This window comes from Paenibacillus pasadenensis, assembly GCF_023715725.1.
Taxonomy (GTDB): Bacteria; Bacillota; Bacilli; order Paenibacillales; family Paenibacillaceae; genus Paenibacillus_O; species Paenibacillus_O pasadenensis_A.
Window position 1 is genome coordinate 204750 of sequence record NZ_JAMBOT010000001.1, and the last position, 23931, is coordinate 228680.

The 23931-nt window shown below is 52.9% G+C and carries 18 protein-coding genes; 2 read left to right on the plus strand and 16 right to left on the minus strand.

Annotated elements, in window-relative coordinates; genetic code table 11:
• Positions 1-66: 66 nt before the first annotated feature.
• Genes M3223_RS00960 through M3223_RS00975 form a run of 4 tightly spaced genes read right to left on the minus strand, consistent with a single transcriptional unit; the run spans position 67 to position 4037 of the window.
• The gene (locus M3223_RS00960) at positions 67-1113 is read right to left on the minus strand and encodes an ABC transporter ATP-binding protein (RefSeq protein ID WP_251558063.1); all 1047 of its coding nucleotides are present in this window, start codon (positions 1111-1113) and stop codon (positions 67-69) included.
• A gap of 2 nt (positions 1114-1115) precedes the next feature.
• The gene (locus M3223_RS00965; RefSeq protein WP_251558065.1) at positions 1116-1970 is read right to left on the minus strand and encodes an ABC transporter permease; all 855 of its coding nucleotides are present in this window, start codon (positions 1968-1970) and stop codon (positions 1116-1118) included.
• The gene (locus M3223_RS00970; protein WP_251558067.1) at positions 1967-2827 is read right to left on the minus strand and encodes an ABC transporter permease; all 861 of its coding nucleotides are present in this window, start codon (positions 2825-2827) and stop codon (positions 1967-1969) included. Before M3223_RS00970 ends, M3223_RS00965 begins: the two co-directional genes overlap by 4 nt.
• 19 nt (positions 2828-2846) lie before the next feature.
• A complete protein-coding gene (locus M3223_RS00975; protein WP_251558069.1) occupies positions 2847-4037 on the minus strand; it encodes an extracellular solute-binding protein in 1191 nt (396 codons plus the stop codon).
• A 333-nt stretch (positions 4038-4370) separates the two neighbouring features.
• Between M3223_RS00975 and M3223_RS00980 the strand changes: the two genes are divergently transcribed.
• Positions 4371-5849, plus strand: coding sequence for an RICIN domain-containing protein (locus M3223_RS00980; protein ID WP_251558071.1), 1479 nt, complete (start codon positions 4371-4373; stop codon positions 5847-5849).
• Positions 5850-5949: 100 nt separating this feature from the next.
• On the opposite strand, the gene M3223_RS00985 is transcribed toward M3223_RS00980, so the two are convergent.
• From M3223_RS00985 to M3223_RS01020, 8 genes are all read right to left on the minus strand, one after another.
• Positions 5950-6663 carry a GntR family transcriptional regulator gene (locus M3223_RS00985; RefSeq protein WP_251558073.1) on the minus strand — a complete coding sequence of 238 codons (714 nt, stop codon included), beginning with the start codon at positions 6661-6663 and terminating at the stop codon, positions 5950-5952.
• A gap of 154 nt (positions 6664-6817) precedes the next feature.
• A complete protein-coding gene (locus tag M3223_RS00990; protein WP_251558075.1) occupies positions 6818-9973 on the minus strand; it encodes an efflux RND transporter permease subunit in 3156 nt (1051 codons plus the stop codon).
• A gap of 73 nt (positions 9974-10046) precedes the next feature.
• Positions 10047-10742, minus strand: a complete 696-nt coding sequence (locus tag M3223_RS00995) for a response regulator transcription factor (RefSeq protein ID WP_251558077.1) — start codon at positions 10740-10742, stop codon at positions 10047-10049.
• Entirely contained in the window at positions 10739-12199 is a 1461-nt protein-coding gene (locus M3223_RS01000; RefSeq protein ID WP_251558078.1) for a sensor histidine kinase, read from the minus strand. The genes M3223_RS00995 and M3223_RS01000 overlap by 4 nt, the downstream gene beginning before the upstream one ends.
• A gap of 153 nt (positions 12200-12352) precedes the next feature.
• Complete coding sequence (locus M3223_RS01005) at positions 12353-13372, minus strand: DUF4184 family protein (RefSeq protein WP_251558079.1); 1020 nt, start codon at positions 13370-13372, stop codon at positions 12353-12355.
• Positions 13373-13419: 47 nt separating this feature from the next.
• A complete protein-coding gene (lepB, locus tag M3223_RS01010) occupies positions 13420-13977 on the minus strand; it encodes a signal peptidase I (protein ID WP_251558080.1) in 558 nt (185 codons plus the stop codon).
• A 204-nt stretch (positions 13978-14181) separates the two neighbouring features.
• Complete coding sequence (locus tag M3223_RS01015) at positions 14182-15441, minus strand: MFS transporter (RefSeq protein WP_251558081.1); 1260 nt, start codon at positions 15439-15441, stop codon at positions 14182-14184.
• A gap of 145 nt (positions 15442-15586) precedes the next feature.
• On the minus strand, positions 15587-18343 hold the full coding sequence (locus M3223_RS01020) for an ATP-binding cassette domain-containing protein (RefSeq protein WP_251558082.1): 2757 nt from the start codon (positions 18341-18343) through the stop codon (positions 15587-15589).
• 144 nt (positions 18344-18487) lie between these two features.
• On the opposite strand from M3223_RS01020, the gene M3223_RS01025 reads away from it, so the two are divergent.
• Entirely contained in the window at positions 18488-19105 is a 618-nt protein-coding gene (locus M3223_RS01025; protein ID WP_251558083.1) for a biotin transporter BioY, read from the plus strand.
• Between the two features lie 135 nt (positions 19106-19240).
• On the opposite strand, the gene M3223_RS01030 is transcribed toward M3223_RS01025, so the two are convergent.
• The 4 genes from M3223_RS01030 to M3223_RS01045 form a co-directional block, all read right to left on the minus strand.
• The gene (locus M3223_RS01030; protein WP_251558084.1) at positions 19241-19738 is read right to left on the minus strand and encodes a RicAFT regulatory complex protein RicA family protein; all 498 of its coding nucleotides are present in this window, start codon (positions 19736-19738) and stop codon (positions 19241-19243) included.
• A 176-nt stretch (positions 19739-19914) separates the two neighbouring features.
• A complete protein-coding gene (locus tag M3223_RS01035) occupies positions 19915-20487 on the minus strand; it encodes a phosphate propanoyltransferase (protein WP_251558086.1) in 573 nt (190 codons plus the stop codon).
• 653 nt (positions 20488-21140) lie between these two features.
• On the minus strand, positions 21141-22013 hold the full coding sequence (locus M3223_RS01040) for a 2-oxoacid:ferredoxin oxidoreductase subunit beta (RefSeq protein ID WP_251558087.1): 873 nt from the start codon (positions 22011-22013) through the stop codon (positions 21141-21143).
• Complete coding sequence (locus M3223_RS01045; protein WP_251558088.1) at positions 22000-23748, minus strand: 2-oxoacid:acceptor oxidoreductase subunit alpha; 1749 nt, start codon at positions 23746-23748, stop codon at positions 22000-22002. Before M3223_RS01045 ends, M3223_RS01040 begins: the two co-directional genes overlap by 14 nt.
• Positions 23749-23931: the final 183 nt, after the last annotated feature.

Below are 23931 nucleotides of genomic sequence, written 5' to 3' on the forward strand. Positions count from 1 at the left end.
TGGTTGCTTTTCGTTGCCATTATAGCTCTTATGGATAAAAGGGGAGGATGGACATTCTTTTTAGATTCAGGTGTTATCTTTAGATGTTTGAGAAAAAACCGCTTCGAACCAATAAGCCCGTTCGGCCGGAACGGCGGCGAGGTATGTGCCTGGCGGATAAAGCTCCTCGGCATCGACAAAAAAGGTTTGGCCTTGCACCGCCGCCATATAACGGTAAGTGGAGCCGATAAACAGCGGCGCGCCAATTTCTGCATGGAAGCTGTACCAGCCGTCCTTATATGCCACTGCAGGATATTCGCTGAACAGCTGCGCCGCTATCTGGTCCGGCTGCAGGCGGATATTTTCCGAACGGAGCACAAGCTGCATCGGCTTGCCGTCTCTCAGCACGTTCAGCGTATGGCTTTCGCCCATGAACTGCGCGGCAAACAGCGTCTGCGGCTTGTAATAAACCTCCTGCGGCTTGCCGGCCTGCTCAATCCGCCCGTCCTTCATGATGACGACAAAATCGGCCATCGAGAGCGCCTCTTCCTGATCATGCGTCACGTACAGAGCGGTAATGCCAAACGATTGCTGGATGGCGCGAATTTCTACCCGCAGCCTCGACCTCACCTTAGCGTCCAGATTGGACAATGGCTCATCCATCAGCAGCAGATTCGGCTCCAGTACGAGCGCTCTTGCCAGCGCAATGCGCTGCTGCTGGCCGCCAGAGTACTGCTGCGGCTTGCGAGTCTTAATATCATGAGTCGGAATTTCAACCCGCGTGAGCACGTCATGAACCTTTTGCTCGATCATCGTCCGGCTCATTTTGCGCAGCTTCAGTCCGTACGCCACATTATCAAACACCGACATATGCGGCCATAACGCATAGTTTTGAAATACCATCGTCGCTCCCCTGTCGCGGGAAGGCGCACGGGTCACATCGCGGTCGCCGAAGCGCATCGTGCCGGAGTCGATGTCGTGAAATCCAGCCAGCGCGCGCAGCAGCGTCGTTTTGCCGCAGCCGCTCGGGCCTACGATTGCCGTCAAGCCGCCCTGCGGCAGGGACAAAGTAATATTATCGATACCGCGGCTGCTGCCGTACTGCTTGCTTACCTGATCCAGGCATATCTCCATCGTTATCCCCTCCCGAAGGCAGCCATATATTCGGATTTCATGAACCGCTGCATGAGCAGCAGCAAGATGATGCCGGGAATCATCAACAGCAATCCCGTTACCGATGCGGTTTGCATTTCATATCCCATAGCGGAGTTATACATGTAGACAGGCATCGTTGTAATAAACGGCGAGCCGATCAGCAGGCTGCCCGTGAACTCATCCAAGGAATAGAGGAATACGAGCAAGGACGAGGCAATAATGCCAGGAACGGCGATCGGCAGCGTAACGGTGAAAAAGGTGCGGATGCGTGAAGCCCCCAGATTGACGGCCGCCTCTTCCAGCGAAACGGAAATGCTCTGAAACACCGATACCATCGTCCAGACGGAAAAAACAAGCGCTCCGACAAGATGAATGAGCGTCACTCCGGTCAGCGTGCCGACCAGATCCCAGCGGTACATCAGCTCCATCGCATTGGTGAACACCGGCAGCTGCGGAAACGCTTGCGGCAGCAAAAAGATCAACAGCAGCACCGGCTTCGCCGGGATGCGGTAACGGGCAATCATATAAGCGAGCGGCACACAGAGCACAATGCAAAGGACGGTAACGAGCAGCGCAATGCCAAAGCTAACCGTCAGCGCTTCCGCCATCTTCCCTTCCAGCACCCGCGACCAGTATTGAAGCCCCCACTCCTGCGGAAGCGTATTGGGCCAGAACCATTTTTCCGCAAACGACCAGAGAATCAGGCTTGATAGGGGACCTAAAATAACAAAAATCGAAAACGCATAAATGACAAGACGGACGGCCAAACGGCCGATGTTTCCGCCAAACCCTCCTGAAGGGCTGGACGGACGGTTCAATTCCACGCCAGCGCTCATGATTTAGCCACCTTTTTCACGTAGTAAATCGCCGCTCCGAGCGATGCGAGGTATGAGATTACGCCAAGGGCGTTGGCCGCACCGGTGTCCTGGCGGTAAATGAGCTCGTAATACAGGTCGATCATCAGCATCTGGCTGCCTCCTGCATCGCCGAGCATCGCCGGGATGGAGAAGTTGCCGATCATGGATGTAAACGTGAGGATGCCAGCGACGCTAATTGTGCCCCACGACATTGGAATCATCATATCCTTGATAAGACGGAAGCCCCCTGCTCCGGAATTGCGCGCCGCCTCCAAATAACTGGAATTAATGCCTCTGAACGCTCCCATAACGAGCAAAAGCGTCAAGCCGATGTTTTTCCAGACGAGCGCTGCAATTAGGCCCAGCGTCGAAAAGGCGACTCCCGGCAAGCTGTCTGGATTGAACAGTCCGGTTGCGGCAAGCAGCGAGTTCAGCGTGCCGTGCGGTGCTAAAAACACGCGCATCGCATGGCCGACAACGACAAACGGCACAAACAGCGGGATTTTAAACAAAAACTCGACGAACGGATCTGCCTTCAAGCGCAGCCAGCCCGCCAGCAGAGAGGCAAGCGCCAGCACAAGCACAAGGCTGATGAGACAGATAAAGATCGTAAACAATAGATCCATGTAATAGGTTTCAATTACGTAGGCATAATTGGTAAACGTCCACTTTCCCGCCTCCGTTCGAAAGCTCCCGATGAGGGAGCCGGCGAACGGATACAGGAACAATCCGATTACGACGAGGGTGGCGGGTGCGATCATGAGAACCCCCGCCAAGAAACGGATCACGGAAGAGGACGCGCCTTTGGCAGTAGCCGCTGTATTTAGGTTCGGCACATTCTCCAACCTCCCGGCTTCAGTTTTTCTCGTAGGCGGCTTGCAGATTTTTGAAGTAATCGCCAAGCGGCAGCGATTGGCTGCGCTCGTTGAGGTCTTCCGCTGTCACGTATTTAAACAGCTTCTGTTTGCCCTCTTCGCTTACTTGAGGCAGCACGTCCTCGGCATTGATGCCCGGATACCAGCTGAACGCTTCTACGATCACTTTAGCCTGGATTGCAGGTGAGGTAAGGAAATCAGCGTATTTGAGCGCCGCTTCCTTATTTTTCGCATTTTTCGGAATGACTACATAAAGCGGCTGGCCTGGCAGGCCCGGCTCCGGCACCTCCAGCGCAAGATTAGGATTAAGGCGGCCGTCAGCGACCCATTGGTAGAACATATCGACCCATACCGGCCCCATGTCGATCTCGCCGCGGTTCAGCATATCCAGCGTGCCATTGTTGCCGTTTGTGTAAATAACCGGCAGCGATTTAAGCTGTTTCATGATTTCCGGCCATTTTTTCTCCAGCTCGGCATCGTACGGTCCTTCGGTCAGCGTTTTGTAATCTCCGGATTTGGCATACGTGTACGCGGTTGCAAATGCGACGCCGCTCATCCCGTTTTTGATGCCGTTATAGCCGAAGCGCTTCGGATTGGCTTGAATCCATTTTTCCAGATCGTCAAAGTTTTGCGGCGCTTCTTTAACCTTGTCCGGGTTGTAGGCAATAGCCACCTGGCTGTGATAGAGCGGAATGACGTAACCGTCAACGTCCGTGCCGAGGCTGTTTTTGCTGTCGGCGGACACAACGCTGGTTTTATTCGCAGATTGCGGGACCCACTTCTCTAGCAAATCGTTTTCGATCATCGATTTCATCACGCTCTGGTGGACGATAGCAACGTCGATATCCCATTCCTCTTTGCCTGCATCCTTCTGAGCCTTCAGCTTTTCAAAAATTTTCTGGGAGCCGGCGTCTCCCGGACCGGTGCCAACCACATTCACATCCGCATCGGGATACACTTTTTCAAGCTCGGGAATGACGTTTTTTTCCTGCAGCTCGGTCATATTGGTGTCGCCTGCAGTAGCCAGGTTGAGCTTCATTTTTGTCTCTGTCGCCGGGCTGCTGCCTGAATTCGAAGACTCATTCGTTGCCGCGTTTTCCGCTCCGCAGCTAGCCAGCAGCACCGCTGCCGATGCTCCTGCAGCCATAACCTGGATCAATTTACGTTTCATTCTGTGTAACCCTCCTTGGAAAGTGCAATCGATCGGTTGATGACGGCCCATTGATGTCTAGACTTCCGATGCTTGTATTGTGCAGGAGATTTGTTTGACCTAAATCAACCTTATGTGAAGGTTTCGCAAAGATGTCTAGACATAAAAAAAACGATGATGAGTGCTCAGTGAAACGAATGTTTATATTTCGTTGATCTGCTAGCTATTAAATTTGTCGAATTCTGTAGTAATCTGAAGGTCAGTGAAAGCGCTTTATATTCAATTCTGAAAGGAGGCATAAAGAAAAATAAGTGCTTGAGCAACAAAATGGTTTAAGGAGAGGTGACCTCATTTATGTCAAACGTTACATTCCCCAACGGGCTGAAGAAAGCAATGTCCGTGTTTACAGCATCGCTAATTATGTTCACGGCAATGCTGGTATGGGCTCAACAGGCTCATGCCGCGTCAGGTCTAATCGTAAATAATGCGGAAAGAACGGATACGTCCGGTAATCCGATCTGGTCGCAAGGCGGCTGGATGATGCAAGAAGGAACTACGTTTTACTGGTACGGCATGGACTTTTCTGTAAAAGGCCACAAACAAATTAACGTATACACGTCGACCGATTTTGTTAATTGGACGCCGCATAAGGACATTGTCGATTTTGATACTATTAACGCTAAGCTTGATGCGGATAATGATTCAACGACGGGCCGCTTCGCTCATAGTCAGTGGGTAGGAAGACCGGTAGTCAAGTATAACGGCGTATTGGACAAATATGTGTTGATGGCTGAATGGGGAAACGGAGACCAGGACGGCAGCCGGAATAAATTAACGATTTTTACAAGCGATTCGGTGACTGGACCGTTTACGTACGAGAAGCATATTGCTAAACCAGCCGGCTGGGGAATGGGCGACCTCGGTTCCATTTACACCGACAGCGACGGCAGCACGTACATTACTTATTCCGACGACTACAACGGAAATATAAACAGCGCGATCCGCGTTAGCAAGCTCGCGCCGAACTTTTTGAGCATCGAACAGCAAATGTTCACCATTCCGCATAACTTTATCCCGACCAACGCTCCTAAAAAGGAAGCGTCCACTCTATTCAAAAAAGGCTCCAAATATATGCTCTTGGCTTCGAGAACAGACGGCTGGACATCAACGGAAACGTACTGCTACTCGGCTTCCAATCTGGCTGGCCCTTGGTCTGGAGGCAGTTCATGCGCAACAAGCCCTAACTCTGCTAATTCCTTCGATAATCAAGTGGATCAAGTGCTCCCGATTCAAGGTGCGCAAGGCACCGTTTATCTGTTTATCGGCGACCGCTGGAACAATATGAAAAACGGCAACGGCACGATGGGAAGCACTCAGCTTGGACGCAACAACTGGTATCCCGTCACCTTCGACAGCAATGATAAACTTACGATCAACGGGCTTACGCAATGGTTCCTTGATCCTGTAAACGGCACATGGAGCGCCCCTCCTGTAGCTTCTCCGCTGCAGTTTTACTCCATGGTGAACGGAAACTCGAATAAAGCGATAACGGTTGCCGTTCATTCGACCGCAACCGGCTCGGCAATCGAGCAGCAGCCGTACGGATCTTCTAAAGCGGACGGCGCAAATAACGTTATTAAAACGGCAAGCAGCTTCGAGAGCCAATTATGGCAGCTCGTTAATTTAGGCGGGGGTTACTACAAGCTAAAAAATGCAGGCAGCAACAAAGTGCTTGGCCTTGATGCCGGCAGCACGGCTGACGGAGCATTAAACAAACAGTGGCCGGAATCGGGTTCTGCGAATCAGAGCTGGAGCTTTACTGTAATTCCTTAATGAACGATAGGTTTCAAAAAAGACAGGGCAGCCAGCACATCACGCATGTGATATACTAGCTGCCCTATTTTCGCCTATGTTAACAAAATGCTAGAACCAATTAACGCATTCGATCAATCCAAAAGCGAAATACGTCGTTGCGGAAGTAATCGTACGCATAAAATACGGGAAAATTGTTCTCGTCATAATGAGTTTGCTGCATCAGCAGCACCCCCGTATCGGGATGAACGGCCAAGCTTTTTACATAGGGATCGCTAGCAGGCGGAACCTTAATTTCGGTATGGCTTTTGCGAATCGTAATGCCTAACTCGTGCTCCAAAAACTGAAACAGAGATCCGCTGAACGCTGCGCTGTCAAACGAACGGCCAGCAATCGATTTCGGCAAAATGTAAACCGATGTCATCACAGGTTCTCCGTCCGCCATTCTGCCGCGTTCCAAAATGACAACGGGATCCCCGGCTTTCAGGTTCAAATAGGCGGCCCACTCTTCCGTGCATTCGCCGTGCCGCACCGTCTGATGCCGGTCGCTCTCCTGCAGACCTGCCGCCCTCAACATTTCGCTCGTCGATTGAAGCCGGTTCAGATTGCTCGGCACATGATCCAACTGCCGGATCACAAATGTGCCGACTCCGTGCTGAACCCGAATTTTCCCTTCTTCCTCCAGCTTTTTGACCGCTGCCCGGAACGTTTCCCTGCTTACTCCAAACTTCGCTGCCATTTCCGGCTCCGATGGAAACCGGTACCCTGGAGGCAGCAAGCCGCGGTCCATTTGCTCCTCAAGCGCTTTTTTTATTTCCATGTATCGTGGCGACAAGCCTGATCACCTGCCCTCTTTTGCATTTTACGCAGCATGTCTAGACCTCTTAAAGCGAGTATGAGGACTAATTATGTTCTTCATGTTAGCGTTATGCAAATTAAATGTAAAAAAAGGCCAACCCGTTAAGGTTTGGCCTTTCGTTATGCTCGGTTTAACCGTTCAATTCCTTTACTGCTTGCCGCTTCACGCGGCGGCGGTTCAGGAATTCGTATACGATTGGCACGATAATCAGCGTCAGCAGCGTCGAGCTGATAAGACCGCCGATAACAGTCACACCGAGACCCTTGGAAATCAAGGCGCCTGATTCAAAGCCGAGCGCCAGCGGCAGCAGAGCGCCGACTGTCGCCAAAGCCGTCATCAGAATCGGACGAAGACGCGTGCCGGCTGCTTCCAGAAGCGCCTCGCGAACCGTATGGCCTTCGCGTTCCATATGGATAACGCGGTCAATCAGTACGATGGCATTGGTTACGACGATGCCGATCAGCATAAGCATACCGATCAGAGCCGTCACGCTAACGGTCTCACCGACAATCAGCAGTCCTACCAACGCGCCGATAACTGTGAACGGCAGCGAGAACAGAATCGTCAGTGGCGTAAGCCCGCCGCCAAACGTGATAACAAGCACGAGGTATACAACGGCGATAGCAACGAGAATCGCTAATCCAAGCTGGGTGAACGACTCATTGATATCTTGCGTTACGCCGCCCATTTGAACATCCACATTGTCCGGCAGATCAAGTCCGTCAATAATCTTCTGCACTTCGGCAGAAGCCTTGCTGACGTCGCTCGAGGTAACCTCGGCCGTTACATCAGCGTAAACGCGCTCTCCCTGACGGGTAATCGTATTTGGGGAGGTGCCCTCCTCGATTGCCGCCACGTCAGAAAGTTTTACGGTTGTGCCAAGCGGCGTCGTAATCGGCGCATTTTCCAGAGACGCTTTGTCGGTATAGGAACGGGATTCCGTTTTAACGTAAACGTTAAGCTCATCGCCGTCCTTCTCAATTGTTGTTACCACTGGACGCTCGCGAACTGGACTGAGCGCCATCGCCAGCTGGCCTGCGGAAAGCCCGTTTTCACTCAGCTTTTTACTGTCAGCAACGATCCGGTACTGGGAATACGTCTCCGACAGGCTTGTATCCAGGTTTTTCAGGTGTTTAACCGGCTCCAGCTGCTTTTTCACATCAGCCACGATCGGCTCCAATGTTTTCATGTCCGGGCCGAATACGGTAACCGTCAAGCCGCTGCCGCCAAGTCCGCCGCCGGTGAAGTCCTGCTGTTTCCATTCGCCTTGGCTGCCGCTCTCCTGGAGCAGCTTGATGACGGCTTCCTTCTCATCCTCGAAGTTTTTGAATTCCGGATCGTACTTGAGGTTGAACAGCGCCTGTTTCGTCGCGCCAGGATTCATCGGGTTGCTGCCGCCGATGGAATACTGAACGACCTCAACGCCTTCACGTGCCAGAAGCTTTTTCTCCGCATCCAGCGCGTATTTCTCCACATCCTCCAGCTTTTCACCCGGCGTCGGGTTGTACGTGACGATCATGGAGTTGTCGCCGGTGTTGGAAATAAAGCTGACGCCAATGAGCGGGAACAAGAACAGGCTTCCGACGAGCAGCAATACCGCCGCCCCGAACGAAACCGCTTTATGGTTCAGCGTCCAATTCAGTAAACGTTTGTAGCTGTTGCCCAGACGGCTCGGTTTGTCTTCATGTTTTGTGCCTTTCAGCCCATTGCGGAACATCATATGAGCCAGCATCGGCACGATTGTAATGGCTACGAGCAGCGATGCCAGCAGCGCGAATACGATTGTCAGAGCAAACGGCAGGAATATTTCGCCGATCGGGCCCGTAACAAAGCCAAGCGGCAGAAATACGGCAATCGTTACGATGGTAGATGCCAAAATCGGAAGAAACATTTCGCGCGTAGCGGAGAGCATAAGCTCCTTGCCCTTCAGCTTTTCATCGGACATTGCCATGCGCCGGTAAATATTTTCGATAACGACGATGGAATCGTCGACGACACGTCCGATTGCGACGGTCATCGCGCCAAGCGTCATGATGTTAAGGGTTATGTCCATCTCCTGCAAGATCAGCACTGCAATGAGAAGGGAGAGCGGTATCGAGACAACCGCGATAATCGTCGAGCGCAGATCGCGCAGGAAGACCAGAATGATCAGAATGGCAAAGGCTGCTCCGAGCAATGCTTTGGAAATCATCGTCTCGACCGAATCTTTAATCGGCTCGCCTTGGTCAAGCGTAATGATGGAGCTCATGCCATCATGATCTTTAACAAGCTCGTTCATGCGCTTCGTGACGGATTCGGTCACATCGACCGTATTGGCATCGGCCGCTTTAACGATGGACAAGCCAATGGCGTCCTTGCCGTTCGTGCGGGAAATCGACTCCGCTTTGTCCAGCACCTTAACGTCTGCTACCTGGCTGAGCTTAACGGTAGGAAGCTTGAAGCTCCCTGCGCCTGCACCAGCGCCTGTTCCAGCTCCTTGGCCTCCGCCACCGGTTGTTCCTTGTGCGCCTCCTGCACCTGCGCCAGCGCCTCCTGCACCGGATGGCATCAGCGGAATTTCGATATTAAGCAGATCCTGCTCCGACATAACATTTCCGTCTACGACAATTGACTTCTCCTCGTCGCCGAACGGGAAAATGCCCAGCGGTACGCTGATTGCCGCAGCTTTAATCGCATTTTGCACCGATTCAGCCGTCAGGCCCAGTTTGGCCAGCTCTTCTGTTTTATAGCTGAGCTCAGCCTCTTTGACGTTTTGACCGGATATTTGCACCGATGCTACGCCTTCAACCGATCTAAGCTCCGACAGCACGTTGTTTTCTACAACTGAAGTCAGCTCGGCAAGATTCAACTTGTCATTTGAAACGCTGAGCGACAGAACCGGGAACGCGTTCAGGGATATCCGTGAAACGGTCGGATCCTGAATTCCGTCCTTCAAGTTCAGGCTGTCGAGAGCTTCACGCACCTCATCCTGAGCTTTGTCCATGTTTTTGCTGTAGTTGTATTCAATAACAATCGACGAAGCGTTCTCCATCGAGGTGGAGGAAACATTTTTCACTCCGTCTAAATTTCTCGTCGCCTGCTCAATCGGCAACGTGACGGCATCCATAATTTCCTCAGGTGAAGCTCCCGGATAAACCGTCGTGACGCTGACGATCGGAACGGAAATATCCGGCATCGTCTCCATCTTCATGTTTGTACCGGCATAAATACCGGCAAACAGAATGATAATCGTCATAATCCATAAAGCAAATTTGTTATTCAATGAAAAATTAATGATGCTTTTCAAGCAGACATCCACTCCTTCTCTCTACTCTACTATTTATCGGTTAAGCGGCAATAATGCCGCACATACCTTTAGATTAAGATAATTTAAAACGGTATCCGATTCCCCACACCGTCTCGATGTATTTCGGATCTGATGGGAACTCTTCGATTTTTTCCCGGAGCCTGCGGATATGAACGGTCACGGTTGCTATATCGCCCAATGAATCGAAACCCCAAATCCGCTCGAACAATTCTTCCTTGCTGAATACTCGTCCCGGATACGAGGCGAGCAGCTGAATCAGCTCAAATTCCTTGTTCGTTAAGCCCTTCTCCTCACCGTTCACCGTCACCTGGTGCGCGGTTTTGTCGATAAGCAGCCCGCGTACGCGAATTTGCTCCGGCGCTTCGGCCGCAGCCGTACCGGTCAGACGGTCGAAACGGCTCAGATGCGCCTTGACGCGGGCAACCATTTCGCCGGGACTGAACGGTTTGGTCATGTAGTCGTCCGCACCTAGCCCGAGGCCGCGAATTTTATCGATATCCTCTTTGCGTGCGGAGATCATTAGAATTGGCGTGTTTTTGTTTTGGCGGATTTTGCGGCAAATTTCAAAGCCGTCCATAAAGGGAAGCATCACATCAAGCACGAAGAGATCGTATGTCTCCTGTAAAGCCTTTTGCAGCCCGACATCGCCTCTAGGTTCAATGTCGACAAAAAATCCGTGGCTTTCCAGGTAATCTCGCTGAAGTTCGGCAATTGCTCCTTCATCCTCAATGATCAAAATTCGTTTCAACGATTGTCCTCCTCCCGTCCGCCTGCCAGCGGCAGAAGTATTACAAAAGCGGCACCGCCGAGCGGGCGATTCATCGCGGAAACAATCCCGCCATGCTCTTCCACGATCTGGCGGACGATGGAGAGCCCCAGGCCGCTTCCCCCTGTCTCTGAGCATCGCGACAAATCCGCGCGGTAAAACCGGTCGAATAAATGCGGCAGCGCCTCCGTCTCAATGCCCGGGCCGTTGTCCTCCACCGTCAGGCTGGCAAAAGAGCCGGATAAACCGATGCCCACTGTGACGGAAGGAGAATCATCCCGATCCGTTCCGCGCATCGCCATATATTTGCAGCTGTTCTGCAGCATATTGCCGAGCACCCGGCTCAGCTTTTCAGCATCGGCACGAACAACAACCGGCTTATTTTCCGTTCGAAGATGAAGCTGTATCCCCATTTTTTCCATTTCAAACTGCTGATCTTCCATATAGTGCCTCAAAAATGCGGTAAGATCCATGTTCAGGAAGTGAAATTCCTCTTTGTGCAAATCCAGCTTGGAATAAAGGAATAATTCGTCGATCAACCGGTCCATCCCGTCCGCCTTGTTGTAAATCGTGCGCATGTATCTTTCTTGTTTTTCCGGCGTGTTGGCGACTCCGTCCATAATTCCCTCGACGTAGCCTTTAATAGCTGTAATCGGCGTTTTGAGGTCGTGTGAAATATGAGATAGCAGCATTTTACGGTTCTCCTCGTACTGCTGCATTTTCACGATAGTCGCTTTGAGCCTGAGGCGCATCTCCTCAAACGCCCTGCCGACCTCGCCGAGCTCATTGCGGGAGCGCGGAAGCGGCACTGGCTCCAGATTGCCTTCCTTTAAAGAAAGAGCGGCGTTTTTCAGCGTGGCAAGCGGCCGAGTAATGCTTCGCGCTACAAAATAACTGGTTAAAACAATAAAAAGCACAACGATTAGAAGCAAAAATAGATTTACATATGGCTTCCAAAAAACAGGTATATCGTCTTCCCGGTAAATTAGAGCCGCCTTCGCCAGCTTTCCATCCGGATAGCTGAATTTTACGTTGTAAACCGAATAGCTGTAGCCGCCCACGGTCTGTTTTTCCGATACGTTGCTTGTGTCTGAAAACCAGTCTTTGGGATAAGGGTTCACTTGTGCAACCTTCGAGGCATAAAGCTCCCCGTCCGGTTTCGTGTAAACAAAGCCGCTCTTAATTTCCTCAAGCCGGTGGTCCAGATTGCTTACATAACCTTCATCCAGCAGCTTGCCCGAATCCTGGTTGAGCACGTACCACATCTCACCGAGCAGCACCGTTTGGCGGTAGGACTTATCCCGGTTTTGCGCAAACACGTCCCGCAAATCGGTATACCCTAGCAGATGGACGAAGAACGCGAGCAGCATGATGCCAAGCAGCAGCGGCACAAACGTGATCATAATGTACGAAAGCAGCAGCCTCAAACGTATCGACAAACCGGCATTCCCCCTCCCGGCTGCAGCTCCAACCTGAAGCTGATTTTATTGTAATCGACAGATATGAACCAATTTGAACGCAATTCTTACAAAAGTATAAACGCTTTTCAACAAAATACAAAAAAACCGGGATCGCGGGGATCCCGGTTGAACTTATAATTTACTGCGCGCATCAGCAGTTCGCGGAATAACAGCTGCAGAAGCTGTATATCGCGGAGTACTGGAGGACAACAGCCATACAAGGAGCGACAGCACCCATATATACGCAATCCAGATGAAAAGCGGATTGGCGCTGTAAACGTCCGGCATCGTTTCACTGAGTATGGAAAACGTCTTGAACGCTGCGGCTAAAAGAAAGACAAGCATCAGCCCCGCAAGCCTGCCGGCAAGCAAACCGCCTCTGCCTCCAGTGAGCAGCCCCGCTGCGAACAATCCGAACAACACGGCGCTGCAGGCGGATACAAGCCATAAGCCAATATCGTCCGGACGTTCGGCAAACAAAATTTTAGGCGCAAACAGCAGAAAACCGGCAGCCGCTGATACCATCCAGGCGAGCAGCTTGCTCAGCGGCCGCTGGCGGCGGAATTCAAGCGGCATTGCGGGTTGGGAAGATTGGCTGCGCCGGGCACGCAGCCATTTGCCGTAGTCGAACATTAGCCAAAGCGCAAAAGCCAGCATACCGAGCAGAGAGAATAGATATTGGAGCCAGCTGTACAGCTTTATCCCCGCTGTTTGCTGATAAAGCAGCTCAGGATAACGGAGCACAAGCCAGCCGTACGTATGCGTCATGCCATCCATGAACAGATGCGTTAAATAACCGATGTAAAGCGACATAAAGAACCACAACCAGCCGGAAACACCGCTTGGACTGCGGTTAATTGCGGACTCCGCCCTGTCAGCCGCGTAACGGTCCAATGAACCGGCTGCGGGCAGCAGCCGGGGCAGCAGCGGCAGCAAAATGCGGTAAAACGCGGCTGCGGCTGCGATGCTTACGGGAACGCCAAGCAGCAAAAAGCCCTGCCAGTAATGGCCGATTGAGCGGTATGGCTCCATGGCAATAAAATATTCCATATCCGGGCTCATGCTTCCGAGCGCCAAGCCGGTGACGCTAAGGCGCGGCACAAGCTTTTTGAGCGGTATGGCAAACAGCGGATGAGAAAAAGTAAACGGCATAAGGCGCTCCTTCCTTTAGTCAGTGCTGCTTCAGCTGTGCCGAGCAGTTAATCGACAAATCCGGCTTGATGAAACGGCCAGATGCGGAAAATGATTTTGCCCTCCAGGCTGCTGATGCGCACCGGTCCGAGCTCTCTGCTGTCCACGCTATACTCACGGTTGTCGCCAAGCACAAAGACATGTCCGGCCGGCACAGTGAAGGGCAGCTTAAGCGATAGCGGCTCCGTTCTTCCCAAGGCGTACGGCTCTCTCAGCGGAGCTCCGTCTATGTACAGCCGTCCGTCCTTCATCGTAACCGTCTCCCCTGGCAGCCCGACCACTCTTTTCACGAGCCGCAGTTCGCTTTCGGGTCCGTAGATGATGACGATATCCTGACGCCGGGGAGAGCCGGCAACGTACGCCAGCTTATTTTCCAGCAGCCGCTCTCCTTCTCTCAATGTTGTCTGCATGCTTATGTTGTGCACTTCCGTCTGCGCAATAGCGTATTGCTGCACAAGCAAGGATATTAAAATCGCAAGAACCAGCATCGCGATCAACTCAAGCCATCGGGGGACTAGATACCGCTGGCGGCTCTGTTCCCCGGAAGAGACCGGTTCCGGCTCCATAATCAGGTTGGCTCCTTTGCAGCCGCAGGCCGCGGCAAATGCTTCTTAAACGACTAGACGAGATAAAATTAGGAAAAGTTTTCAAATCTGGATTTTAATTTGCCAAACGGCTGCATATAAAAAAGCCGGTCCATGACTGGACCGGATTGCACCGGAAACGAGCAGAACTCCGATGCCAGCATCTGCACAGTAAACTTGCCGCCGTTATGTCGGCTTTTCCACTGCTGTTGAGCCAGCCTTGCGCCGTGAACCGAACGCAAACAGCAGCGTTCCAATCCAGCCGCATGCCGAGGCGGCCAGCAGCAATGTGGTCAGCGGCAAATCAGCCGTAAGTTCACTCGTGCTAAGCAGCGGTCCAATTGTTCCCCGGATTCCAAAGAGCAAGAGATGAATGGAAAATACAGCGCCTTCCCTGCCCGGAGCAAGCTTGAATATAAACGAGAGAATGCCAATATCCCAGATTGCTTCGCCTACTCCTTGAATGAAGCTGCCTGCCATAACAGCCGTGAACGACTGCCAGAAGCCGTAAATCATCGGCACAATCGCATAAGCCGCAATTCCCGCAAGCAGCGTGTACCGAATGTCAAAGCGGTCAATCAGCCGGCCGGCAATCAGATAGGTTAACAGCAGCGCTGTAAAATAAGCGACACGGGACAATCCTATTTCCGTATTCGACAGGTCCAGTACGGATACCTGCATAATCTGATAGAGCGGATTAGCCAGCATGTTGCCAAAACCGGCAAACATCGTCGCTCCCAGAAAAACGGCCAGCGCCCGATTGCCGCGCACAAGCTCCCACTGGCTGCGCAAATTAAATCGTGGAGCCGCGATGCGGCGCGGAGGCTCCTTGCGAACCTTCATTGTGTTGAACAGCAGAATGGAAGCTGCCCCCATTAACGAGGCGGCAAGGAGCGGTCCGGACGGGCCTGCCGCTTCCGACCAGACGCCAACGCCGAACGACAGCGGAATCATCAGGACGCCGGATGCCATCCGCACATAACCCATCAGCCGGCCGCGCAGATCAGGCGGGTACACCTTGGGCAGAAACGCCGCATATGCGGGAGCTTGAATGCCCATGAGAAATTGAAAGGCGACCGCGGTTGCGACATAAACCTCCGGCTGCGGAAATAATGCCGGGAATATGATCAGCAGCCGTCCGATTAAGTTCGGGATGACAACGAAGGTTTTGGCATGTCCGATTTTTTCAATAAGCCCCGCCCAGATCGGAGAAAAAATAAGACCTAACGCCGGAGCTGCGACTAGCAGACCGGCTTGGGCGTTGGTCGCCCCTTCCTTGAGCGCGAAAGCGATGAAGAACTGATTGATGACTACATTAAAAAGACTGAACAAACAGCTGGCGGCAAGGTCAATTCGTGCATTGAGCCAGACGCGGGGGCTCATGACCATCCCGTACTTCAACAGACGGGCACGGTTTGGCCGTCCTTCTGCTTCCACTTTCGGCACCTTCGCTTCTTCGTTGGACTAGATTCCTCTGCTCCGGCAGAGATATCCCCCACATTATCCGCGATTGAGCCGCATCTGTACATGCTTTTTCCTTATCTTATTTTGTCGTATTGTTATGTGATTCCTGGCGTCAAGCCTAGGAAAATCACGGAATGAGCCGCGATAGTACGAACAACAGGAGTGACAATCCGCAAGCAGCCAGCAGCAGCATCCAATCGTTCCGGCTGAAGCGAAGCCGGAACGCCAGCGTTTTCGCTTTAGCGCCGTGTCCGAAGCCGCGGGCTTCAAGCGCATCCGCTACGGCATCCCCTATCCGCAGCAGCGACAGTAAAAACGGAATGGCAATGCTGGCCATCATACGCGGCGGAACTTTGCCGGGACGTGCCGGCAGCTTTCCGCGAGCCGCCGCTATTCGTGCATACCGCTGCCACTCCATTGTAAGCATGGGCAGAAAGCGAAATAAGAGCGAGATGGCCAATGTAATTCGAACTACAGGAACGCCTAACCGGGCCAAAGGCGCAAGCAGCTGATCCGCCGCTCTCTGCATACGAAAAGGCGGAATTAGCGCAAGCATTGGCAAACCGAGCAGCATAATGGACAGCAAGCGCGCAAGAGCAAACGCTGCCGTCAGTGCCGGCTCTGCCTCAAACCCTAACGGGGCGAGCCGCAGACCGGCGATGCCAGCCAATATGAGTGTCAAAATGGCGTAGCCGCGGACTAACGCTGCGTAAGGCGTAACGAGCTTGCGGTGCGGCAGGATAATCAGCACTGCTGCCAGCAATGAAGTTAACACGCCAGTCCAGCTCTGCTGGGCCATCATCGCGGCGGAAACAAGCGCAAAGCCGCCGATCAGCGCGCGCGGATCGGGCAGAGCCTTCTCTGCTGCAGGAATAAAGGCTGTCTGCGCAGGTTCATTCACTGGTGCATGAACTAGAGCATTAGCTGGAGCATTGGCTGGAGCATTGGCTGGAGCATTGCCGTTCGGGGCTACTCTTTTTTGGCCGGGAGCTTCAGCTTCCCTGGACATGCTGTTTCGCTCAGGCAAATCCTCCTGCCAGGATGAATCCTTTTCAACGTTTTGTCGTCTGGATTCGGCTTTTGATCCAGCTGCAGCTGCGCGAGAGCTCAAAGCCTCGCTCGCAGCTGCGCCCGCCAACCGCGCAGCAAGCTCCTTCGGCGTATGCCACAGCGTGCCGCCAGCTCCTAACAACTGAGCGGCAAAGAGCCTTTGCGGCGCGGATGCACCGCCGTCGCGGGCAAGCCGGCGGGCATATTCCGCCGCAGGCAGCGTTTTCCGGATGCGTCCGCCCTGCATAATGGCGACTTCGTCCGCAATCGGAAGCAGCGCCTCCAGACCGTGCACCGCCGCAACCACGCTGCGGCCAGCAGCCCGGTGCGACTGCAAAATAGCGCTCAGCCGTTCCAGACCGTCCGGGTCCAGACCTGCAGTCGGCTCGTCCAGCAAAAGCCAGGCAGGCTGGCAGGCGAGCACGCAGGCGAGCGCGAGCCGCCGCTGCTGGCCGCCGCTTAACGTCCAGGGATCTTGCTCCAGCAATGCTTCCGGCAATCCTGCAGCTTGAAATGCGTCAGCAATGCGGCGTTTATTGTCTTCCTGGCCCAGACGGTATGGCTTCAACGAGTAGTTCATTTCTTGCCGCACCGTCCGGCAAAACCACTGCGATTCGGACTGCTGCAGCGTCACGCCTAATTGAAGCAGCGTGTCCCGGACAGGCCGCTGCTGGTCCCATAAGGGCATGCTTCTGTAGTAAATGCTGCCCGCAGCCGGTTTGCGAAGTCCGGCCAGCGATTCCAAAAGCGTCGACTTGCCGGAGCCGTTGCTGCCGACAAGCAGCGTAATCGCTCCGGCGCGAAAACGGAGCCGTTGGCCGCTTTCAGCACTCCCTGCAGCCGCATCGGGGAGAAAATTCTCTGTGATAAGATCATCCTGCTGCGGTTGAACCGTATCCGTCTGATCGTTTTCATCACCGGATTCGGCCCCGCTGCTGTTATCCCCAGCTTCCACATGAACGCTCTCCATGACGTTAAACACAGCCGCCAGCTCATGCGGAGCCAGTGGCCCAGATGGAGCTTGAACGCCAAGTTTACGCAATTCATAGGCCGTTTCCACGATATATGGCAGCTTTAACCCCGCCTGCTCGCAATGCGAAAGAGTGTCTCCGTTTTTCTCCAGAAAACGCTTTGCATTGCCGTCAAAGATGACGGAGCCAGCCTGAATCGCTACCACCCGGTCACTCCGGCGCAGCTCCTCCAGCTTTTGAGTTGCCCAGATGATCGTCCGGCCTCCGTCATGCAGCTCCCGGACGCGCGTCAGAACAAGTGCCGCAGAATCTGCGTCCAGCATAGAGGTTGCTTCGTCAAACAGCAGCATCGGCGCCCCCGCTGCAACGGCACCGGCAATCGCAACAAGCTGTTTCTGTCCGCCGGATAGTCCGTCAACAGGTGCATGGGCCAGCTCCAATAGGCGGAAAGAATCAAGTGTCCGCTCCGCCAGCTGCTTAATAAGCCTTCCATCCACCCCTGCATACTCCAAGGTTAACACAACATCTTCCCATGGTGTCGTACCGGCGAGAGCCGCATCCGGGCGCTGCAGCACAACCGGGAACGGCTTCCGGTCATACGGAGCAGCGGCATGCCGCCGCAAACGCGGTCCGTCCAGAAACATTCCAAGTCCAGCCAGCTCGCGCAGCAGCGTCGATTTGCCGCTTCCGTTGAGCCCGGCAAGCACAACCCACTCTCCCTGCTCAATCTTCAGATCGGCCGGTCCAAATATGAGCCTCATCCCGTCTGCACCTTCAGCCTCTACCCGATGCCCGATCATCTCCAGCAGCAGAGGGCTGTTTGGGACGGTTCCAGGTGCAGCTCCCTCTATATTTTCTTTCATTTCATCCTGCCTCCACATGCGGTACAGAAAAACTTGAAACCCGCTTCTCAAAGCTTTAGCTCTATGCTACAATCCGTTTGTTAACCAAATCTATCAGATTAAAGTTTACATATCAATCTGCATATTTAAAGGAGAGAATTGTTGATGTCGTCCATGTCCCCGCTGCGCAGAGTTGTATTTATCGCTTTGTTTGCAGCTCTGTTCGTGCTGTTCAGTGCCATCCAGATTCAGTTCGGCGTTTCCCCGGTGCCGTTTACCCTGCAAACGATGGCTGTTGCCCTGGCAGGAGCGTTTCTCGGCCCGAGAGACGGCTTCCTCAGCATTCTGTTAGTATACGCGCTGGCTGCAACCGGCCTGCCGATGATTGACGGTAGAGGCGGGCTTGCTCTATTTGCGGGAGCAACAGCCGGATTTTTATGGATGTTCCCGATTTGCGCCTTTATTATCGGACTCATCGTGCCTAGAATATTGCAGACTATTGGCGCACGTAACAAAACGCTTGCTTTCCTGCTGGTTTTAACTGTAATGGAGGTTGTCGGCTCGCTGTTAACTTACGTAGGAGGAATCCCTTGGCTGATGCATGTCGCCGGCATGAGCTTTGAAAAAGCGATGGTTGTAGGCTGCTACCCTTATCTGCTTCCGGACCTGCTCAAAAATGTCGTTGTAGCCGCTGCGGCAATTGCTCTCCGCCCTTATCTGCCTTCCCTTCGTCTGCTGCGCCGCAAAGGCTCATCCGCTGAGCCCTATGCCCGCCAAGCTTGAGCGCTTAATATTCACCACATGAAACAGCCGCGCAGATGCTCTGCGCGGCTGTTATTTTGCATTCCGTTGGATGGCGGATTAGGCTGTCGACGCTGCGAACACTCGCAAGAGCGGGCAGCAATCCCTGTTACGCGTTTATTCGTCGCAGCTTTCCGGATCTTCCGGACGTGCGCCGTCAAGCGTAATTTTTTCAGCCACCGTATCCTGAATGATCGAAACGACCATTTGCAGCAGGTAGTTGATATCCGTCTGGCTTTGCTGAAATTGGCCAATAATCGGAATTCCGTCCAGCTCATTTTGCAGCTCGTCCATTTCCCCTTCGATTTTTTGCACCATGGAAGGGTTTTTGAACGTCTGTTCAAACGCAACGAGCTCTTTTTGTTTCTTCTTCAGCCCCGCCATTAGCGTCTGGACCCGGTCATTTCCTTTGATCTGCTGCTCAGCCTTGCGGAACTGCTGAACCTCGTCGGAGGAGTAGATCAGACCGGCCAGCTCGCGGGCTTTCTGCATAATGTCTTCGCGTACGAGCAGATCCCTTGTGTTGTATACCTCTACCGGGCAATTCGGACCGTGGTCGTGAATGCTCGAATGTTTACCGTCCGCAGTCGGAGATGCGGTATGTTGTTCTGCCATTGCAATTCGCTCCTGTCTCATGCTTGGTATAGAACGACGCGGCTTGCGCCTATGCTTGTCTTACTAACACCTTATTATACCATTGCCTGAACATAAAAACGACTGCCCCGTACAGGGCAGCCGCATTGAATTTGCAGGAACCGGTATTCATACAGGTTATACTCGCATCCCTTGAATTAACCGATAACCTCAGCCGTATCGCCATTTTTGACGCCGGAGGCATTGGCTTCGTCCGTGTCGATATGCATGTCGAGCGCAAAGCTTTCATGCACACGCGCAATAACATTTTCGAACACAAGCCCGCGCTCGCCGCCAACGCGGACTTTGAGCAGCTGCTGATCCTGAATGCCCCAGTTTGCCGCATCGCTTGTGTGGAAGTGAATGTGGCGCGCCGCCACGATTACGCCTTCCTCAATCGTCACCTCGCCAGCAGGACCGATGATCGTAATGCCGGCCGAACCGGCAATGTTGCCGGATTCGCGCACAGGAGCGTTAACGCCGATGGCAAAAGCATCCGTGCGCGACACTTCCAGCTGGGTCGCTTTACGCGCCGGGCCGAGAATGCGAACTTTCGGGAAAGAGCCCTTAGGACCTTTTACCGCAACCGTTTCGTTAGCGGCATACTGGCCGGGCTGGGAAAGAGGTTTAAATTCGGTCAGCTGGTAGCCGGCTCCGAACAGAACCTCGATATGCTCTTGCGATAAATGAATATGGCGTGCGGAGACGCCAACAGGTACGAGTTTGGACATGACAATTCTTCCTTTCTCCACTCTTGCTTTTCTCTCTGATGTACGCCTTGCAAGGCCAATTCGGCCGTGGAATTCGAACCGTTGACTTGCCTCTCAGGCAATACCGATTATAACGAAAATTACCCCTCCATGTCTAATGGACACAAGGGATTTTAACTTGTTCACACTTTGGAACAATTAATTGACTTGCCTATCTATATGTTAGACACTATTCTTATTCCAATAAATACCACACAATGAAATGGCTCAACCATTTTCTATTCGTGTAATGCTCTAACTTTAATCGATAAGGAGATTGTAGCGGATGAGGGTTGTAGGCTTCTTGTTTGATCTGTTTGTATTCACTTGTATACTCATCATTCTTTTTTTCTTGCTTTGGCTATTCTATGCTCAATTTAATGTGCTTAACGGCACAATGAATGTCCTTCAAATGCTCTCCTTTGGCGTCATCGTCATGGCCTCTTTCGGAATTACCGCTGCTATGTCTGATTACAGAAGAAGAAAGTATAGATGATATAATCGGCTTTTCCTAATAGGCTAAAATAAAAAAACGTTTATCCGAATCAATTCCACGATGGAATCTCTCGAATAAACGTTTTTCCCATCGTTACGCCGTTAATCCACTTCGCAACGATGGAATATTAGTATAAAAATTAAACAAAGTCCGCCGTGAGCTTCTCAAACTCCTCGCGGGACAGCTGAATGTCCTGGTTCGCGAGTCCTTGCTCCTTGAAGCCCGTTACGAGATTTTCGTACGAGCGGCGCTTCGTGTCCTGATAAACAAGGCCGGTGACGAGTCCGTTTGTCTCCATAATCTTTGTCATTGCCATCAAACGGTTCGACGGATCGTAACCTTCGCCAGCTTCGCCGTCGAGGTTAACGATGTTTTCCTTGAACCAGTCGTACGTATTGACCTTGTTGAAGGTAACGCAAGGGCTGAATACGTTGATGAGCGAGAAGCCATCATGCTTGATGCCCGCTTCGATCAGAGCCGTCAGCTGCTTCAAGTCGCTGGAGAACGATTGAGCAACAAAAGTCGCGCCAGCCGACAGTGCGATTTCAAGCGGAGACAGTACAGATTCAATCGAGCCTTCCGGCGTTGATTTGGTCTTAAAGCCCTCGGCGCTGCGCGGCGACGTTTGGCCTTTGGTCAGGCCGTAGATCTGATTGTCCATAACGATGTACGTGACGTTCACGTTACGGCGAATCGCATGTACCGTATGGGCCATGCCGATTGCAAAGCCGTCTCCGTCGCCGCCGGACGCGATTACGGTCAGCTCGCGGTTTGCGAGCTTAACGCCTTGGGCGATTGGCAGAGCGCGGCCGTGAATGCCGTGCAGGCCATATGCATTAATGTAACCGGAAATCCGGCCGGAGCAGCCAATCCCGGAAATAACCGCGAGCTGTTCCGGCTCCAGACCGACGTTCGCTGAAGCGCGCTGAATCGCAGCCTGAATGGAGAAGTCACCGCAGCCAGGGCACCAGTTCGGTTTAACGTTGTTGCGGAAGTCTTTAAACGTTGCCAACTTTGCTCAACTCCTTCGACGCTTCGTAAACTTCGGACGGCAGGAACGGATTGCCATCGTATTTGAGCTGGCTGCGGATTTTGTCCGCGAAGCCGCAATGCAGTTTGATTTGTGCAGCCAGCTGGGCGGTCGCGTTGTTTTCGAGCACAACGACCGTTTCAGCCGCCTCCAGGTAAGGTACCAGCTGCTCTGTTGGGAACGGATGAATCTGGCGCACCAGAATGCGTCCTGTCGTAATGCCATCCTGCTCTAAACGAACGCGGCCTTCATCGATCGTGCCCCCCGTGGAGCCCATGCCGATGATAAGCACTTGCGGACGCTCATGCGGCACATCAACACGAATCGCTTCAGGAACAACCAGACTGCTCAGCTTGCCAAGCCGTTTGTCCATCATACGCTTGCGGTTCAACGAGTTCTCGGACGGACGTCCGGTCTCATCATGCTCAACGCCGGTCACATGATGCAAACCGCCCTTGTCGCCCGGTATCGAACGCGGAGATACGCCGTCTTCCGTCAGCTCATAACGCTTGAACAGCACATTTTGCTCCAGCTCTGGCAGCTCGCGGGTCAGCTTGCCGCGGCGGATTTGGATGCGGTCATAATCCAGCGGCTCGCAGCTCTGCTTGCCAAGAGACAGCTGCAGGTCGGTCATAACGATAACCGGCACCTGGTATTCTTCGGCAATGTTAAACGCTTCAATCATATCGTAGAAGCAGTCCTCGATGCTCGCCGGAGCGATAACAACCTTCGGAATCTCGCCATGCGTTCCGTAGATCATCGCGTTCAGGTCAGATTGCTCCTGCTTCGTCGGCAAACCGGTGGACGGTCCGCCACGCTGCGTATCAACGATAACGAGCGGCTGCTCCGTCATGCCGGCCAGGCCAATCGCTTCCATCATGAGAGACAGGCCCGGGCCTGCGGATGCGGTCATCGTCCGAACGCCGGCATAGTTGGCGCCGATCGCCATCGTTACGGCAGCAATCTCATCCTCGGTTTGCACAACCGTACCGCCAAGCTTCGGCAGTTTTTTGATCAGATATTCCATAATCTCGGATGCCGGAGTAATCGGGTACGCGCTCATCAGACGGCAGCCTGCCGCTACCGTGCCGAGACCAATCGCTTCGTTGCCGATCATAAACAGCTTTTGTGTTCCATCGGCGGGCTCCAGAGCAAATTCCTCCAGCGGTCCTCCCGCCTGCTCCAGAACAAATTCTGCTCCGCGTTTTACGGCTTCAACGTTTTTCTCCACAATAGCCGGGCCTTTGCGGCCAAATTCTTCCTCAACGGCGCGGTTGAATACTTCAAGCGGCAATCCCAGCAGCGCCCAAGAAGCGCCGGAAGCAACCATGTTTTTCATCAGTGACGTTCCCAGCTCTTCGGCAATGGAAGTGATTGGTACCGCGAACAGGCGAGCGTCGCTTCCTTCCGGCAGCGCCGGGTTGAACTTCGCGTCGGCGACGACTACGCCGCCCGGACGCAGCTCAGGCGCGTTAAGATCGATGCTCTCCTGATCAAATGCGACCAGAATGTCCAGATCATCCGAAATCGCTCGGATCGGCTGCGTGCTGATGCGAATTTTGTTATTGGTATGGCCGCCTTTAATCCGGGAAGAGAAATGACGGTATCCGTATAAATAATATCCAAGACGGTTAAGGGCCGTAGAGAAAATGCGGTCGGTACTTTCGACGCCTTCACCCTGTTGACCTCCGATTTTCCAAGACAGCTGACTAATCACGATAAGTCCAACTCCTCATCTGCTATGAGACCTGAATCACAATCTTTCATAAATTTTATGCTTGCACCCTGAAAAATGCAAGGAATTATCGGATATTGCTGCATACGGGATTTCAATGGAACCTATAACGGAAACTGATAATCTAATTGGAGCATGAATGAAGCCCTTAAACAGCGTGCTTTC